We start from the raw sequence: 16791 nt of genomic DNA, 5'->3' as shown, positions 1-16791 counted from the left end.
TTAATTTAGCTGTCCGAAAACGGCTAGTTCTATTTGATGCAACGCATTATAATAAAAGAATGGAACAAGAAAATTACCAATTATATCGAGCCTACTTAGCGAGAGATCCTCGTTTTGATGGCGTATTTTTCATGGGCGTCACATCGACAGGCATTTATTGTCGACCGATTTGCACAGCAAAAACACCCAAAGAGGAAAATTGTCGTTTTTTTAGAACAGCAGAAGCTGCTGAAAAAGCAGGCTTTCGACCTTGTTTACGATGTCGGCCTGAAATGGCTCCAGGCCATGCTCCAATTGATGAGGCGCAACGAATCGCTAATCTGATCGTTTATCATCTTGAAGAAAGCATGCTTGAGGAAGAGCACGGATTGGAAGAGGTTGCTGCTTTTTTTCACCTAAGTTCTCGGCACATTCGACGTATCATTCAAAAAGAATATGGCGTTTCTCCTATGGAGCTGGTTTTAACACGCCGCTTATTGCTAGCCAAACAATTAATGACTGACACATCCCTGTCAATTACCGAAATTGCCTTTGCAAGTGGATTTTCAAGCATTAGACGTTTTAATGATGCTTTTCAAATTCGCTATAAAATGAATCCTTCCCAATTGCGCAGGGCCATCGAGGAGAGGCCTGAAATGGCGGGTGTGGATACGTTGATTCTGCAATTGACCTATCGTCCTCCCTATGATTGGAAAGGGGTGATCAATTTTTTGCGTGTTCGTTTGATGAAAGGGGTAGAGCACATTGAGGGTGATCGGTATTTGCGTACAATTCAGCTTGGAAAAAATAAAGGCTGGATTCAAATCTCTCATGCGGAAGAAAAACAATCTCTGATTTTTGAACTTTCGCATTCCCTCTTGCCCATTTTACCGGCTTTGTTAGGAAGAATACGTAGTGTCTTTGATCTGAATGCCCGCCCAGACGTGATTTCTACACATCTGAGGCAGGATAAATGGCTAACCGAAGCAGTTAATGTTAATCCAGGCTTACGCGTTCCCGGGGCATTTGATGGATTTGAATTAGCTGTTCGCACAATTCTTGGACAGCAAATCACCGTCAAAGCAGCCACGACTTTAGCTGGACGCCTAGTTCAAGCTTTTGGCGAAAAAATTCAGACACCTTATCCTGAATTAAAACATCTCTCCCCAACTCCTCAGCGGCTTGCCATCGCCACTGTTGATGAGCTTGCCAGCCTTGGGATCATTCAATCTCGTAGTAAAAGTATTATTCACTTGGCGGAAGAAGTTGTATCTGGGCGTTTGCAACTGGATGCGGATGTGCATCCTGAAAAAACGATGCAAAAGCTTGTCCAAATCCCCGGAATTGGAAAATGGACGGCACACTATATTGCGATGCGTGCCCTACACTGGCCAGATGCTTTTCCAAAAGAAGACATTGTCTTGCGCAAATGCTTAGGAAACGTCACAGCTTCTCAAGCAGAAATCCTATCTCAGTCTTGGAGACCTTGGCGCAGTTATGCCGTTTTGCATTTATGGCAAAATTCTTCTATCTAAACTTCTGAAAATTAAATTTACTGCGTTGCTTAAAAAAATCAAAAGAAATATCAATAGCTTTGGTACTTTCGATAGAGTGAATATTCCACACCTAAATAATTGGGGTTTCTTGTGAGTTTTAAACGTCCTTCATGGATGTATCTTTGCTTCTTTTGCTTTATTTTTCAGATAAACGCTTTTGAATTAAATGATTTAAGGCTGGGGGTGAGCTACCAGACTGGAAGATTTATCCGTATTGATCGAGATTATTTGGATTTTAACGTGTTTTTGCCTGTGGAAATCAAAGATTTGGATGTTTTTATTGATTTGGACGGATATCGATTTAATGATGGTAAATGGGGCGCTAGTACTGGTATCGGGATTCGAAAAGAGTTATCTGATGGGTGTGTACTGGGTTTAAATGCATACTATGACTATCTGAGAGGGCGGGGAAGATTCAGTTTTCATCAGGTGGGAGTCGGATTTGAAATGCTTAGCGATTGTTTTGATGTTAGAATCAATGGCTATTTACCTGTTTCTGAAAAAGTACATTCGCATCAATGTCTTTCTTTTCACTATTCTGGAACGGATTTTCATGCCAGCCGCTGTAAATTAGAATATGCTTATAGAGGATTGGATGCTGAGATAGGGAAACCTTTATTAACGTATTATGATTTTGACTTATATGGTGCAGCGGGCCCTTACTATTTTTATCGGCGAAATTTCAAGCATTTTTGCGGAGGATACGCGCGCCTCGAAGTGGATTGGAAATCTATTTTATCTGTTGGTGTGCAAGCAAGTTATGACAAGTTTAATGCAATACGGCTACAAGGGATTTTTGCGGTTTCAATTCCTTTAGATTTTTGTAAAATAGGTGCGATCTGCGAAGACTCGTCCCTTTTCTTGCAAAATGTGAGGCGTAATGGGGTGATATTAACAGATCACTGTTGGGATTGGGAATGGAATTGGTAAAAGAAACGGATTATTCAATTAAAAAGCCAGGCTGAGGATTTCAGCCTGGCTTTTTTCTGATTAGGAAGAGTGAGGCGCTTTTTTGCCTTCACGTGAGCGATAAGGAGCTCCGGATCCAGATGAGCGTGATGGGGGACGACGACCTCTATCACGGAATCGATTGTTAGAATCTCTTGAAAATCCACCTCTTTTTCTCTTTTGATGAGAAGAGCCACCTGATCTTTCAATATCTTGGGGGTGAATCCCAATATGCTCAGGACCTTCGACTTTTTTATAGTCTAGTAACAATGAAAGAAGGTTTACGCTAATTTCTTCGAGAGACATTTCTTTTTGTAATTCTGTCAAAAGGGCATGTGCTTCTTGATCAAAATGACGTTGTTGAACTTTCTTCAAAAACTTCTCTGCAAATTTGCGTTTAACGTCTTGAAGAGTTGGAATGGATTGATACTCAATGTTTCCACCGTGTTCACGGAAAATGTGTTTTAATCCGCTTACTTCACGAGGATTCAAAAGTGTAATTGCAATCCCTTTATTTCCGGCACGTCCTGTACGGCCAATGCGGTGAACATAGCTTTCTGTTTCGTATGGAAGATGGTAGTTATATACGTGAGTGACGTCTAAAACGTTTAAACCGCGTGCAGCAACGTCTGTGGCAGCCAATATTTGAAACTCATTCTGTCTAAAGCCATCAATAACACGCTGACGTTGAGGTTGTTCCATATCTCCATGCAATCCTCTTGCACCATAACCACGGCTTGTTAAGAAAGAAGAGACGCGGTCAACATCTTTTTTAGTTCTGCAGAAAATAATCGATTTAGCTTCTTCTTGCGCATCAAGTAAACGCACGAGAGCATCATCTCTTTCTGATTCATGAATCACATAGCAGATTTGCTGAATGTTTTGGCTAGCTGTCTCTTTTTTTGTGATTTTAATGAACTCTGGTTCACGCAAGAATGTCTTTGCTAACTTCTGAATAGGAAGTGGCATTGTTGCGGAGAATAAAAGTGTTTGTCTTTCTTTTGGCAAGAATGTGAAGATTTCTTGAATGTCTTCTAAGAAACCCATATTCAACATTTCGTCAGCTTCGTCAAGAACGACGATAGGAGGAGAAAAGTGACTTAAGCGTCTGGATTTAAGAAGATCTAAAAGTCTTCCGGGTGTTGCTACAACGACTTGAGCTCCCCGTTCAATTCCATCAATTTGACGTTGGATAGATTGTCCGCCATAAACAGCGATTGTGCGGATGCCACAATATTTGCCTAAGCGATAAAGTTCATCACTCACTTGCACTGCAAGTTCACGTGTAGGAGTAATGACGAGAAGACCGACGCCAGCTGCTTTGTCTAAGCGATTTAGGGAAGGAAGGCCAAAAGCGGCTGTTTTTCCTGTTCCTGTCTGCGCTTGAGCAACGACATCTTGTCCATTGAGAATAATGGGGATAACTTTTTCTTGAATTGGGCTAGGTTGCGTGAATTTAGCTTCTGCAATAGCTTTCAACAAGGAATCATTGAGGCCAAAATCGGTAAAAAGAAGTGTCGATTGAGGGGTTTCTGAAGATGTTGTGTCATTCATTTTGTAACCATTTTTCCTTTTAGGTGGTTTTTTACGAGGCGTAATATCTCCTCCTCGCAAAAGGAGTTGCGCTTCCTGTTTGAACCTCTTGAGATCAAGGGACATCTGGACTGACCCGTTTAATTAACGAGTTTCTTGTGAGAATTACGATTTATTTAGATGCAAGAACTAATCATACAAGGTTCTTTAATTTTTTTAAATACATTTCTTGTGTTTTATTATTAAAAAATTAATTAAATCAATCGTTTAATTGATGAATTAAATTTCTGAATTTGAGCAGAGGTTATCTAGAGGATAGCTAAAATCCAATTTGAAAAATCATGGTTGCCAAGGGAGCAAGCTGAATACTAACTCCAACTTTTTTTCCGTGTGAGTCAACGTGAATATGTGGATTGAGATTATGCTTTCCCGATCCCCCATATTTTTCATGATCTGTATTAAAGCATTCTGTTATCCAGCTGATGTTTTGTAGGTGGATAAAGTAATCGGAATGATAGGCCGGTGTAAAATTATGTATGCACAGCAGCGCGCCTTGGCTACTTTTACGCAAATAACAAATCACGCTATTTTTCGTATCATTAAAGTCGACCCATTCAAAGCCGGTATGGTCGAGATCTTTTTCCCATAATTCTCGCGAAGAAAGATAAAAGTGGTTGAGCTCTTTTACCATTGTTTGGATTCCTTGATGAGAAGGGTACCGAAGGAGATCCCATTCGACTTCCTTTTTGCAAGACCATTCGTTCCATTGACCGATTTCGGCACCCATGAAAAATAACTTTTTGCCGGGTTGACACATGGTATAACTGAATAATAGACGTAAATTGGCAAATTTTTGCCAAAGATCGCCGGGCATTTTCCCCAGCAGGCTATTTTTTCCATGTACCACTTCATCATGAGATAAAACCAAAACAAATTTTTCAGTGAACGCGTATAAAAGCCCAAAAGTGAGGTCATGGTGATGGTGACTTCTGAAAAGCATGTCTTTAGAAAAGTAGCGAAGAGTATCATTCATCCATCCCATATTCCACTTGAAATCAAAGCCGAGTCCATTTTGTTCAACGGGATAGGTGACTGCAGGGAAAGCGGTGGATTCTTCAGCGATGGTATAAACACCAGGGAAAAATTTATGAACAATAGAATTTAAGTGTTTGAGAAATTCGATGGCGTCGAGATTTTCTTTTCCACCGTATTGGTTTGGAATCCATTGTTGCGGTTCGCGTCCATAATCTAAATAAAGCATGGAGGCCACGGCATCAACGCGTAGTCCATCAACGTGCATTTTGTCGAACCAAAATAGGGCATTAGCAATTAAGAAATTAGATACTTCATGTCGGCCAAAATTGAATATGTGGGTGTGCCAGTGGGGATGAAAGCCTTGTCGAGGATCGGCATGCTCATAGAGAGAGGTGCCATCAAAATTTCCCAGAGAAAAATCATCGGTTGGAAAATGGCCTGGGACCCAATCGAGAATGACACCGATTTGATGCATGTGGAGATGATTGACAAACCATTGAAAGTCTTCTGGTGTTCCAAAACGGCTTGTCACAGCATAAAAGCCGGAGACTTGATATCCCCAGGATTCATCTAAGGGGTGTTCTTGAATGGGCAAAAGTTCGACATGCGTATAACCCATTTCTTGGCAATAACGCGCGAGTTCAACAGCTAATTCTCGATAATTGAGAAAATAGCCATTTTTTGTTTTCCATGATCCCAAATGGACTTCATACACATTGAGGGGTTTTGGATCATTTCTTTTCAGAATGCGTTGTTCCATCCATTGTTGATCTTCCCATTGAAAGCGATCCACATCGGTAACCATAGAGGCTGTTGCGGGACGTAACTCACTCCTAAAAGCAAAAGGATCCGCTTTAATTTTCAGCTCTCCGGATTGAGTACGTATTTCGAATTTATACTTTTCTCCTTCTCCAATTCCAGGGATAAAAATCTCCCAAATTCCTGATTGACCCAAAACGCGCATCGGATTGGTTCGACCATCCCAATGATTAAAGTCTCCTACAACAGATACAGAGCGGGCAGATGGTGCCCACACCGCAAATTTGGTACCTTTATGTCCTTGATGCTCGGCCAAACGAGCGCCCATAATTTGGTAGAGTTTATAGTGAACTCCTTTGCTAAAAAGGTATTGATCCACTTCGCCAATGGTTGGTGCAAAAGTGTAGGGATCGCTGCCGCTTAATCCATTTTGGTGAAAGACTTCATAATCTGTTTGTTGGAGTGTATTTGGCACTTTTAATTCAAAAAGACCAGCTTGGTGGATCTGTACGGCTGGAATGATTTGATCTTGAATTTTTAAATGGATTTCCTTTGCACCTGGTCTCCACAATCGAATGACTTGTTGATCCTCTGAAGCTTGGTGTAGTCCTAAAAATTGGTGGGGATCAAAGGCTTCTCCAGCAAGTAATGAATCAAATTGAGTGTGGGTAAGGGGAGATGTGTGCGTTTCCATACTTTTTCCATTTGCTTAGCTTAAGTCGCAGATTAGCTTATCTCTGAAAATTATCAAAGAGATAAAGTTGATCTTGCTGGACATCAAGAGGAGCGTGGCAGGAAATGAAGGTTCCTTTTTCAGCATGAAAAGTGCGCAATCGCATTCTTTTTAATTCGCTCTGCAATGAAAAGTGCAGTGTTTGTGTTGCGTTAGCATGTAAGATCACACGACGTAAAGTTTTTTTACTCCATTCAAAATGAAGCTCGCCGATCCCTTCACAGTGCCACTGAACAGCTCTTCCACTGTGAAACTCCGGGGGTAGGGCGGGCAGTAAAGAAAGGGTGTTTTGTTCAACCTTTAAAAAAAGAGAGCGAATGAACTGAGCTCCCTTGGTCAAAATCTGAAGGGGAGAAATGTTGGCAGAAACGGGCGGCAGCTTAAACCCTTGGTGTTCAGAATCGATCGAACGGGGAGAGAGAATGCCTTCCAATCCGGCAGCAAAAAGAGGGTAAAATGCTTCCAGAATTTTTTCAGGGGGATGTTGATGAACCGCATTTTCGCAATTCAGCAATAAAGAAGGGGTTTGGTCTTCGTTTAGATTCAGTGAAGGAAGTAAAGAAGCGAGTCGAAACCAATGGGGAAAAATTTCAGTAAAATTTGCCCGTCTTTTAACCAAATCCCAGTCCTGTGCTTTATGATTGCCAAGTGAGAGTCTTTCTAAAGAAGAAGCCTGATTAACTTGATCTGGGCAATTGAATGTGATCTTATTTGTTTCCGATTGGCAATCAAATGAAGGGGAAAATTTTAATTCAAAGCCTCTTGTCTGAATGATTTGAATCGAATCATTCTCAATAAAGATATGATATTCAAAGTACCCTTCGATGGCGTGTCCCCAAACTTTTATTTCTCCCTTTTCCAAATCTTGCTGAACTGTAAAATCTTCCACAGGACCTGTTAAATGTAAATTTACATGCCCGATCGATTGGGGGGAAGCACTTGCGAGAGAATCAATTTGTATGCAAGTTGGAAAAATATGAAATCGCAAGGAGGTGCGAGGAAGTAGGCAATAGGTGCCAGGAAGGTGTGAAAAAGGGCGTAAACGTTCAGCAATAGAAATTTTCATGTGATTAGACTTTGCGTACAAATTTTCCAATAAGGCCTTGTGGTGTGTTTTCAACTAAATCAACTTCGATAAGCTCATTTGATTGAAAATCCCCTGTGATCCAAACATTCAAAAAGTTTTCGGTGTGGCCAGATATTTCGCCGGGACGAGAAATGTGGCCAGATTCAGTTAGAACAGTCATTCTTTGACCAACGAAACGTTCTCGTAATAAGTAAGCTTGATGTTCAGCAGAACGCAACAGTTCCTGTTTACGTTTTTTAATGACATCTGGAGGAACTTTATTAGGCATAAGGGCTGCACGTGTGCGTTTACGTTCGCTATAGGGAAACATGTGTACTTTAGCAAATTGCACTTCCTGCATGATTTCCATAGTTTCTGCAAAATCTGTTTCAGTCTCACCCGGAAAGCCGACAATGATATCCGTTGTAAAAGTAAAGTTGGGGTTTGCTTGACGAAGGCGATCAATCGTATTTAAAAAGATTTGTCGTGTGTATTTGCGATTCATACGCTTTAAAACAACATTAGAACCTGATTGCAGAACAATATGCATAGAATGACATGTTTTAGCTCCGTTTAAAACAGCATCTGCCAGTTCATCATCAATTTCGTCGGGGTCAATTGAGGAGATACGCAAGCGTTTTAGGCCAGGAACTTGATCGACGGCTCTGACAAGATCAACTAAGCGATGAGGAGGCATTCCTTCGGCTGGGTTTCCATCAAAATCGCCAATATTAATTCCTGTTAAAACAATCTCTTTAAACCCATTGGAAATGAGGTCCTTGACTTCATCGATAATTTCAGGAATGGTACGAGAACGAGAGCGCCCTCTCACGTAAGGGATAATGCAATAAGTGCAGAATTCATTGCAGCCATCTTGAACTTTCACGAAGGCTCTTGTGTGGGCATCAAAATTTTTGATTGAAAATTCAGGAACATCTTCCTCGGGAAAGAGGGTTTGAACGAGCTGATCTTTCTCTTTGTTAAGAACGACGTGTTCAACACCTTTAATAGAGGCAAAGATTTGAGCATTTTGCTCAGCTGCACAGCCGGTCACTACAATTTTTGCTTGTGGATTCTCTTTCGACAATTGTCGGACATCATGTTTGCTTTGTAAATCAGCTGTTTCAGTTACTGTGCATGTATTGACGATGCAGACATCTGCTTCTTCGTCTTCTCTTGCGGGGCGATATCCTAGCGCAATTAATTGATCTTGATAGGCTTGCGATTCATATTGATTCGTTCGGCAACCTAAAGTTGCGATCTTAAATGTTTTTTGGGGAAGAGAGGATTCGTTCATTAAACTAAAATTAATTAAATTAAAAAGATTGTAGCATAGCAGAGATGAATTGAGGACGCAAGCAAAATTAAAAGATCTGGCTATCTCCTAATATCTCGGTAAATAAAGGAAATTATTTTTATGACTTAGTAAACATTGAGATCAGCAAAAAGTGTCACGCTTTAATTTATAAAAATATTTGTGTGTGTAATGCGTGTTAAGATTAGTTTATTAGCATTGATGTTTTTTGTGTTTGTTGTTATTTTTTTGAAAAAATATGCCAAAGCATGATTATACAATTTTTCTCATTTAACAACTTAATTAAGCACTTTTAATCAACTTTATTTTAACTATTTCTATGAATCCTTTCATTCCAGCTGTGCAAGCTCTTTTTGATGCTGCTCAATTTACCAAAATACCGCCTGTACATGAATACTCAAATATTCCCGACAGTCATCAGGAATCTACCGTTGTTCCTAAAGATCATTATCACGATTTTGAACCTTGCGAACTTCCGGCCGATCAAATGATCGCGATTTTTAAAAGCTTGGGTAGAATTGACATGTATGGATGGGTTACTTATGCATATCATACAGATTTTAATTACGCAGATTTGGTTCTTGAAACGAATGAACTAAAAGCTCTTTTTGATCAGCTGAATTGTCAAATACAAGTGCGTGGGCTAGATTTTAAAAAATTTACTATGACTACACTGTTTGGTCACATTGTTCAAAACTTAGAAGCTCATGAAATCCAGATTTCCTATATAGGAAGCGGGGTAAAAAAGAAGATACTTGGAGAAGCTTACTTTGTAAAAATCTTAAGACTTTTTACAAAAGACCCATTAATAAATTTGGATGAAGACACACTATCTGAACTTCAAAAGAAAGACTGTGATGATGACTATCAATTTATTTTTATAAACCAGAAAAACAAAAATATTTTAAAAGCATCTACTAGAGAAGTTGTAAACTTTCTACAAACTCAAGTGAAAGATGCCCGGTATAAAGAGTGGGTTCAAAGCAGGAGCTTAAAGCATTTTCATGTTGTCGACTCCCAATTTTCATTAATTTCTTGGGTGAACAAATACGATGTTTCAAATTCCGGGATTTCAAAGGAAGTTGATTGTGATCTGTCGTTTGTTCTTATTCCAGATGCCTGTTTTTTAGAATCTGAATTAAAAATATCGCTTAATCATTTTTTAAGAGATGGAGTAATCAAAAAGCTTAAACAAAGCCGATTCATTTGTCCGAGTGGAGGTCATTATATCCGAAATGGTGAAACGATTTCAGATGATGGTTTACAAGGACTTTTTGATTTTTATACAAAAATTTTGCACATTCACGATTTAGAAAAATTGAATAAACACAGCTTTTCCAAACTCATTTCCCTGATTTCGATGGGAAGGCGAGATTACGGTTTCGGTGTCAAATATTCACAACAAGATGCGAAAGGGAGAAAAAGTTTATCGTGGCAAATTGTCGATCGGTTTATCAAGGGAAAAACAGAAGAGATCACACTTACAAATGCCCTTCAAATTTCACATTATTTGAAAAACCATTGTCCAGGGGATGAGAAAATGGCCATTGCAATGGCTAGTAATGCTTGTCTGTGTCTTAGCGAACACGTTTCCGGAAAAACTTTAAATACCTTTTATAAAAGCATTCTTTCCCATCCTTGTCACCAAGATTCTTTTTCGGCCTTTTCTTTGATTGATGAGGGTGTACGATTGGGAATTTCTTTTCTTGATGTGATGCAAATTCATCAGTGCTTTGCCTTGCTGGCTCTCGGTGTTAAAAATCCGCAGTTTCAAAATCCTATGATGAAGGTTTTTTTAACTAAGTATGAAGGGATTCCTGCTATTAAGATCCAAGAAGGCATCAAATCGATATTTGTTCGATTTGATCCAATAAAGGGTTACAAAATCTGCTTAGAACTCTTATCAAAAGAGGAAAAAATCGATCGCTATTTGGAAAACGTTTTTCGAGTTTATTTGCCGAAGAATTATTTTGTTCCTTCACAAGGCTCCCAGCTTTCTAGCTATGTCAAGCACATGGAAATCTTATTAATTCCTTTATTAGACGAAATCTGTAAACAAGCATCTGCTAAAAGTGCATTTGAAATGATCCTAAATTACAACTTATTAGCAGCATGCCAAACATGCAATCCGACAGCCGCTGATCTTCAAACACTTATCAAGTGGTTTCCAACCGTGCATCAGTTGAGTCATGAAGAGGGGAAACAGTTTTTAGAATTTCAACTTGAAAATATCTTGGCTTACTCAGCAATTGAGCCGTGGGCAAATCTCTCTACAAAACTTTTTGGAAATTTACATGCTCAAGAAAACTATTTCTCTGCTTGGATTGAAACTTTAGCTTCAATCGGCGATCAACGTCCTAAACGTCTTGCTGTAGACGTTTGGAATCTAGACAGATCGAAGATAAATTCGATGCATTTAACCCGGCTACTAATGCCCTCTAACATCCATTTAGCTTTAGAAGTCTTTAGAGATGTTCATCTTTCGACCTGGAAAGAAGTCGATAATTGCTTGAAATTGTTTTTAGAGATGTCTTTGATTTTAAAAGAGCATTCTCCTCAAATGATTTACGATTTTTTAAAGTCGGCTGAACCTCTCTTTGAAAATGAAAAATTACTAACTTGTCTGCCTCCTCTTAGAAAATCTTTCGATGACATTTTAATTTTTTTCATCAACATCCTTTTTAATTCAGGTTATAAGGTATATGTGCACTCGCTACTATGCTTACTGACAAAGAAAAAAATATTAAACGCCTCTGAAAATAATCTATGGGGAAGTCTGTTAAGAGAACTGATCACACACGCAGAGATAGAGGAAAGCCTGGCATTGTGGGATAAAGGGAAAACTTTTCAAATTTGGCAACTTGAAGATCGATTATGTTTTGCTGAATATTTGCTTAAAGCAGAGTCAAGTGTCAGTGAAGAAGAAAAGAAAAGGTCTATCGATTACGGAACCAAAATTTTGAATAAGGCATGTAAACTCCCTCAATCAGATCTTACTTTTGAGCATATCAAAAGACTTGTTTTAGCTATTATCACGGATGATAGAGGCGTTGTTGTTGCTAAACAGGTGTCTGAATCCTATTCTTCTTACTTGAATCATAAGGAATTACTCTCCATTCAGTTAAACGCAATCATGGAGGATATCAATGCCTCTCAGTATTTAGGATCTGCTGAAGGTATTTTAAAAGTATTACCTCTTATGAGAAAAGACAAACAAGCCGGCAAACATGTTTTAGAGTTTTTCTTTTCTAAAGTCCTTGCTTCTCACTCCTTTTTTCAGAAGGGAGGATTGTTAGATGCGATTTGCAAAATTCTAGCTAGCGTTGATTTCAACGATCTTTTGCAGAAGGAGACTAACAAAAAAAATGTATGGATTTTTAATTGTCTTCAAAAAACTGCAATGAGTCGTACTCCAAACCACTTCGCAGAAATGCTCAAGGCTTTTTTCGATGAGGTTTTAGAAGAAGATACAATTTGTAAATATCCTATAGAAGTTGAATATTGCATAAAAATGCTTCTTAGCTGCAAGCTAAAGGATAAATCTTTAGAGCCTATCTTTAAAGTATTTAATATTCAGCTGATTGTTTTTAGTTTGTCATTAGAAGAGAAGCAAACTTTTTTTGACCTTGTGCAGCTTTTGGGCTCTTATGAGAGTTTCCGCGAAATAGGAAGTCAAAAAAAAGCGTACTTAGAAAAAGAAGCATTAACTCTATTAAAGATCCCTTGTCTTGCTCGAGAAGAGGTTTTAGGTTTTCATCATTTATGGAAAGAGATTGTCGCAAATCATTCAAAAATCGTCCTCGATTTTGATGTTGTTGAACGTCTGATATCCCATCTTTTACAATACTCTCAAAAAGCTTTTGCTGTTCATTGGATTATTTATTTAGCTCGTCGCTCTCTATCTCATAGCCAAATGAAAATTGTGTGTGAATGGAGTCGCAGTTTACTATGGAGTAATGACAAATATTTTCATGATATTTTTAATTGTTTTTATGACGTAGGATGCAAGGATGAAAATGGAAATTTCATCTGGAAATTATTGATAGACGAATGTCTCGAAAAAAATCAATTCCAGCTTGTTTTTGACATCATTAGCCGAAAAGAGAACATCATCCAACAAATAGGAAGGGGTGTCGAGGAATTATTAAAACATCTTATGCATATGCCAGCGCCCATTCAACATGCTCAATTGACCGCATATGTTTTATTGATTTCACAGACTGAAGTTAAAAATCCCCTGTACTGGCAAGATTTAATTAAAAAAATCGCTCTTTGTGAATCTCCTAATATAAACGGCCAATTTGTCTCTTTATTTAAGAAAAAAGTTCTCTACGAGAATATTTTAAAAGAATTTCCAGTGGAAAAATGGTCCTGTTTAAATGACTGCATGCCACTCATTTTGAAAGATAAAGATTTTTCTCCTGAAGAATGGCTAAAAGATACTGGGCTCACTTCTTTTTTTGATGGTAGTTTAGAAATTGTAAAAAGTGAATTTTATGGTAGATTTCTTAAATTAATTTCTGAAAAAGATGAGGTTGTTTCTCATGATAAATCTTCCTTTCCAAATTTTCCTCCAGAATCAATTGAAGAGCTCATTAATCATGGTGAACAACACATGTTTATACAAGGATGTCAGGCTCTCCAAAGGAGATTTTTAGGAGAGGCAACTACTGCGGATGAGGGAAATCTTATTCTTGCACTAGATCGTAGTTCATCCATTGAGAATTTTAAAGTTCATAAGGTGATTGTCGAAATTGGAAAAGCTTTGGATGCTTACCTGAAGCAACCGAAAGCGACTCTTATTTATGATGTGATGGAAACTTGCTTTAAGCATAACCACCAAAAAATCAAAAGCAAGCTTATTAATTTAGAAATACAATTTTTTTCTTTGTATCGCAAAGATGTTTACCATTTTTTATTAAATTGTATAAAGATGAATTCTTTTATCCCATTCTTAAAGTATTTCTTTCGCTCCCCTGTTTTAGAAAAATTTCTGAGCCGGGCCCAAATCAATGAACTTAATTGCAATTTGATACTTGGACAACTTAAGAATAATCCTTGCAAAACATCGTTACACTTCTTATATGATAATTTTTCGAAATTTAATAATGCTTTTTTAAAAAGAAATGCTTTAAAAGCATTTGCCCGCATCCTTTTTGATAAGGATTCTTTTATTAGTAAAGAAAAGCAATTTTGGCGCTATTTGGATGCTTTTTTTATTTTATGGATTAGACAATCGGAAAAGCACGAGAAATACCTGCATAAATGGGAAAAGCTGCCAAATCATCTCAAAAGCGAAAAAATTTTCTTATCACTATTGAATTCAGATGAACAACTTCTGAAAAAACACCTCCAGGAGCCTATTCCAAGAGTCTCCGATCCCTTAATCTTTGAACGCATTTTTGATTTTGCAGATATTTTATTTTCTGATTCGACTTTAATGAAAACGAATTTAGAGAAAAATTACATTCTTATTTTAGCCGTATTAAAGCCTATTTTTAATGGGCTCGTGCGTATGGGTTCAATAGGGTATCCATCAGAAAAAGAAACTAAATATTTTGACATGATGAATGCTTTAACAAGTCAATATATCTACTTAAATGAATTTTTAGGAGGCAAGATTGATTTAGCAACCATGTTCAAAGTAGAGGAAACGGCACCGATTGCACAGCAATCTTATGTAATGTTTCATTTTTATTCTTGTTATGAGTGGCCCCAAGGATTGAGTTTAGCAAATTCCAAAAAAATAGAAATCATCCGGGATATTTTCCGCGTACTTGCAAAGGCCTCTGATTCTCGCCATCACAAAAAAGCTCTAGATCTCTTCATCCATCTTAGAACGTTTTATCTTAACGATTTGTTTGAAGAATATTTTTTAAATTTTCAACTCCTATTCAATAAAATGTTTGGGGCTCAATTGCAGGAGTTAGTTAAACATTTTGTTAAAGATCTGAAAGCATGCATGCAAAATTCTAAATATCCTTATTCTATGAAAGCGAATCTTGTGGAAAACACGGTTTTTCTTTTAGTCTCACGTTCTAATACACATGTTAAAGGGATTAAATTGTTTGGGAAATATGCAGATATTTTGAAACCCCAAGGATTGCTAAAAATGCAATCTTATTTTAATCAACTTGAAAATCCATCAGAAAACAAAAAAGAATTGAATATATTGGATAAAAAGACACTCTGCATTACGTTCTTATATCATGCTTTAGATTGGCCCAAAGCCTCTTTATTTGAACTTTCTGAAATAGAGAAAACTGAGGTGATGAAAGAAACAATTCTTTTAAAAATAAAAAAATCTGATTTTCAAGGTTCCCTAAGGCTATTAATCAACTTATGTAAGACTTTATCAAAAGGTAGCGGACAAAATCTTTTAGATTGTTTGGCTTTGCTGTTAAATGCGGTCAAGAGAAATGAAGACATGGATTTATTCATAAACGTTCCAGAAGCGTTTTATAAAATAAATCAAAAAATTTCCATAGATGCCTTTGAGATGATTTTTAAATATTTTGAAAAGAACCAGTTTTTGACTAAAAGCGAAATGCTACTCAAAAAAGCTTTAGGTGCAAAAGTTTTCACAGGGAATTATTCGTTTTTCTATGAAAAAATGCGAATCTTCGGAGAACGAGTGCTTATCGATTTCACTGCGAACAAATCACCAAATTTTGTGGGAGCTTTTTTCCCTTTGTTGTTTATTGAAACGATTCACAATAGAGGAAATGATTTCACGCCTGATGAGGAAATACTTAGATTGGTTGAAATTAACTACTGGCAAAAAACTATTGGAAAAGCTTTTTCACCTGAAAGTGAAATGATCGCAGAAAGAAAATTTATCGAAGTCACTAATGAAATTGAGAAGATAAAGGGGTTGGTTGGTTCTCCTGATTTCGAAAGAGCTATTTCGTTGATCGAGTATCAATTGCTAGAAAATTTAGTTTCGTTAGCAGAGGGGGGAAATGATAAATCCTTTAGAATCTCTCTTGCTTCTCTTGACTATGTTCAAGAGATGATTGCTCTGATTCCACTAAAGGAGCGCAATATGCATGGGTACAAGTTATTATTGAATTGCTACGAAATTCTTTGGAAAAAATGGGAAAGTTACAGTTCTTTTACTCAGGATTACCAAGGAACAAAAGTAAAGTTCTTTAATGCCATGAAGTCTACTTTAATCGAATCTGAGCTTTATTTCAAAAAATGCTTTCAAACAGATTCGGGAAAAAGTTACTTTGCAAAAATTTGCTTGGGGATTTCTTATGCATTTTTAAATGAAGGTGACAAGCTAGATGTGAGCCAATTAAATGCCAATGTGGATGTATTTTATTCGGATTTTATGAAGTTAATCATTGATGTATCCGGAGGGCGACGTGCGGCTCATACGGATAGAGAGAAGATTCCTGAAATATGTGTTTTTGAGAATCATATGCTAGAATTTTATGATCTTTTAGACCGCTTTTTGCGGAACTTTTCAAGAATCACAATACTGCCTGGTTATGAAATAGCTGTTTTGAAATATTTTTTAACGTTCATTGTGAAATCTATGGCATTCAGGAAAACGACTGAAGAAAAACTGAGGTGTCACGAACTCATTAAAAATTGGCTAAATATTTTCAAGGATAGAAACAAATTACAAGAAGGTAAAAATCTTCTTCAAAATGAATTGGGTGTAGAAGTCATTCTTAAAAAAGGACAAGTCAAGGAGATTAAGGAGCGTTGTGCGTAGTATGTAAAAAATGAACGGAGAGCACCCTGTTACCATATATGATTATTGGGAAAAGGCATGAGAATCTGTTAGTTGTAAAAAATTCTTTCTTTGCAAAAATAAGATCAAATTCTCTACAAATAAAGGATGTGACATTACATG

General features: G+C 37.5%; 7 protein-coding genes. 3 read left to right on the top strand and 4 right to left on the bottom strand.

The genetic code is table 11. The features are described 5' to 3' along the window. Positions 1–59: 59 nt before the first annotated feature. Complete coding sequence (locus AOM43_RS04140) at positions 60–1514, top strand: DNA-3-methyladenine glycosylase 2 family protein (protein WP_226987387.1); 1455 nt, start codon at positions 60–62, stop codon at positions 1512–1514. 111 nt (positions 1515–1625) lie between these two features. Continuing rightward, positions 1626–2465 (top strand): inverse autotransporter beta domain-containing protein, encoded by an 840-nt coding sequence (locus AOM43_RS04135; RefSeq protein ID WP_226987386.1) that lies wholly within the window; start codon positions 1626–1628, stop codon positions 2463–2465. Between the two features lie 60 nt (positions 2466–2525). On the opposite strand, the gene AOM43_RS04130 is transcribed toward AOM43_RS04135, so the two are convergent. The 4 genes from AOM43_RS04130 to mtaB form a co-directional block, all read right to left on the bottom strand. Continuing rightward, positions 2526–4142, bottom strand: a complete 1617-nt coding sequence (locus tag AOM43_RS04130; RefSeq protein ID WP_006341012.1) for a DEAD/DEAH box helicase — start codon at positions 4140–4142, stop codon at positions 2526–2528. Between the two features lie 193 nt (positions 4143–4335). After that, positions 4336–6504 (bottom strand): 1,4-alpha-glucan branching protein GlgB, encoded by a 2169-nt coding sequence (gene glgB / locus AOM43_RS04125; protein ID WP_059359177.1) that lies wholly within the window; start codon positions 6502–6504, stop codon positions 4336–4338. A gap of 37 nt (positions 6505–6541) precedes the next feature. Further along, on the bottom strand, positions 6542–7609 hold the full coding sequence (locus AOM43_RS04120) for a hypothetical protein (protein WP_059359175.1): 1068 nt from the start codon (positions 7607–7609) through the stop codon (positions 6542–6544). Positions 7610–7613: 4 nt separating this feature from the next. Continuing rightward, positions 7614–8906, bottom strand: a complete 1293-nt coding sequence (mtaB, locus tag AOM43_RS04115) for a tRNA (N(6)-L-threonylcarbamoyladenosine(37)-C(2))-methylthiotransferase MtaB (protein ID WP_059359173.1) — start codon at positions 8904–8906, stop codon at positions 7614–7616. Positions 8907–9243: 337 nt separating this feature from the next. On the opposite strand from mtaB, the gene AOM43_RS04110 reads away from it, so the two are divergent. Beyond that, positions 9244–16650, top strand: a complete 7407-nt coding sequence (locus tag AOM43_RS04110) for a hypothetical protein (protein ID WP_059359170.1) — start codon at positions 9244–9246, stop codon at positions 16648–16650. The last annotated feature ends 141 nt before the right edge of the window (positions 16651–16791 follow it).

Origin of the sequence: Parachlamydia acanthamoebae (genome assembly GCF_000875975.1) — a bacterium.
Taxonomy (GTDB): domain Bacteria; phylum Chlamydiota; class Chlamydiia; order Chlamydiales; family Parachlamydiaceae; genus Parachlamydia; species Parachlamydia acanthamoebae.
This window is presented reverse-complemented; position numbering and strand designations above follow the sequence as displayed.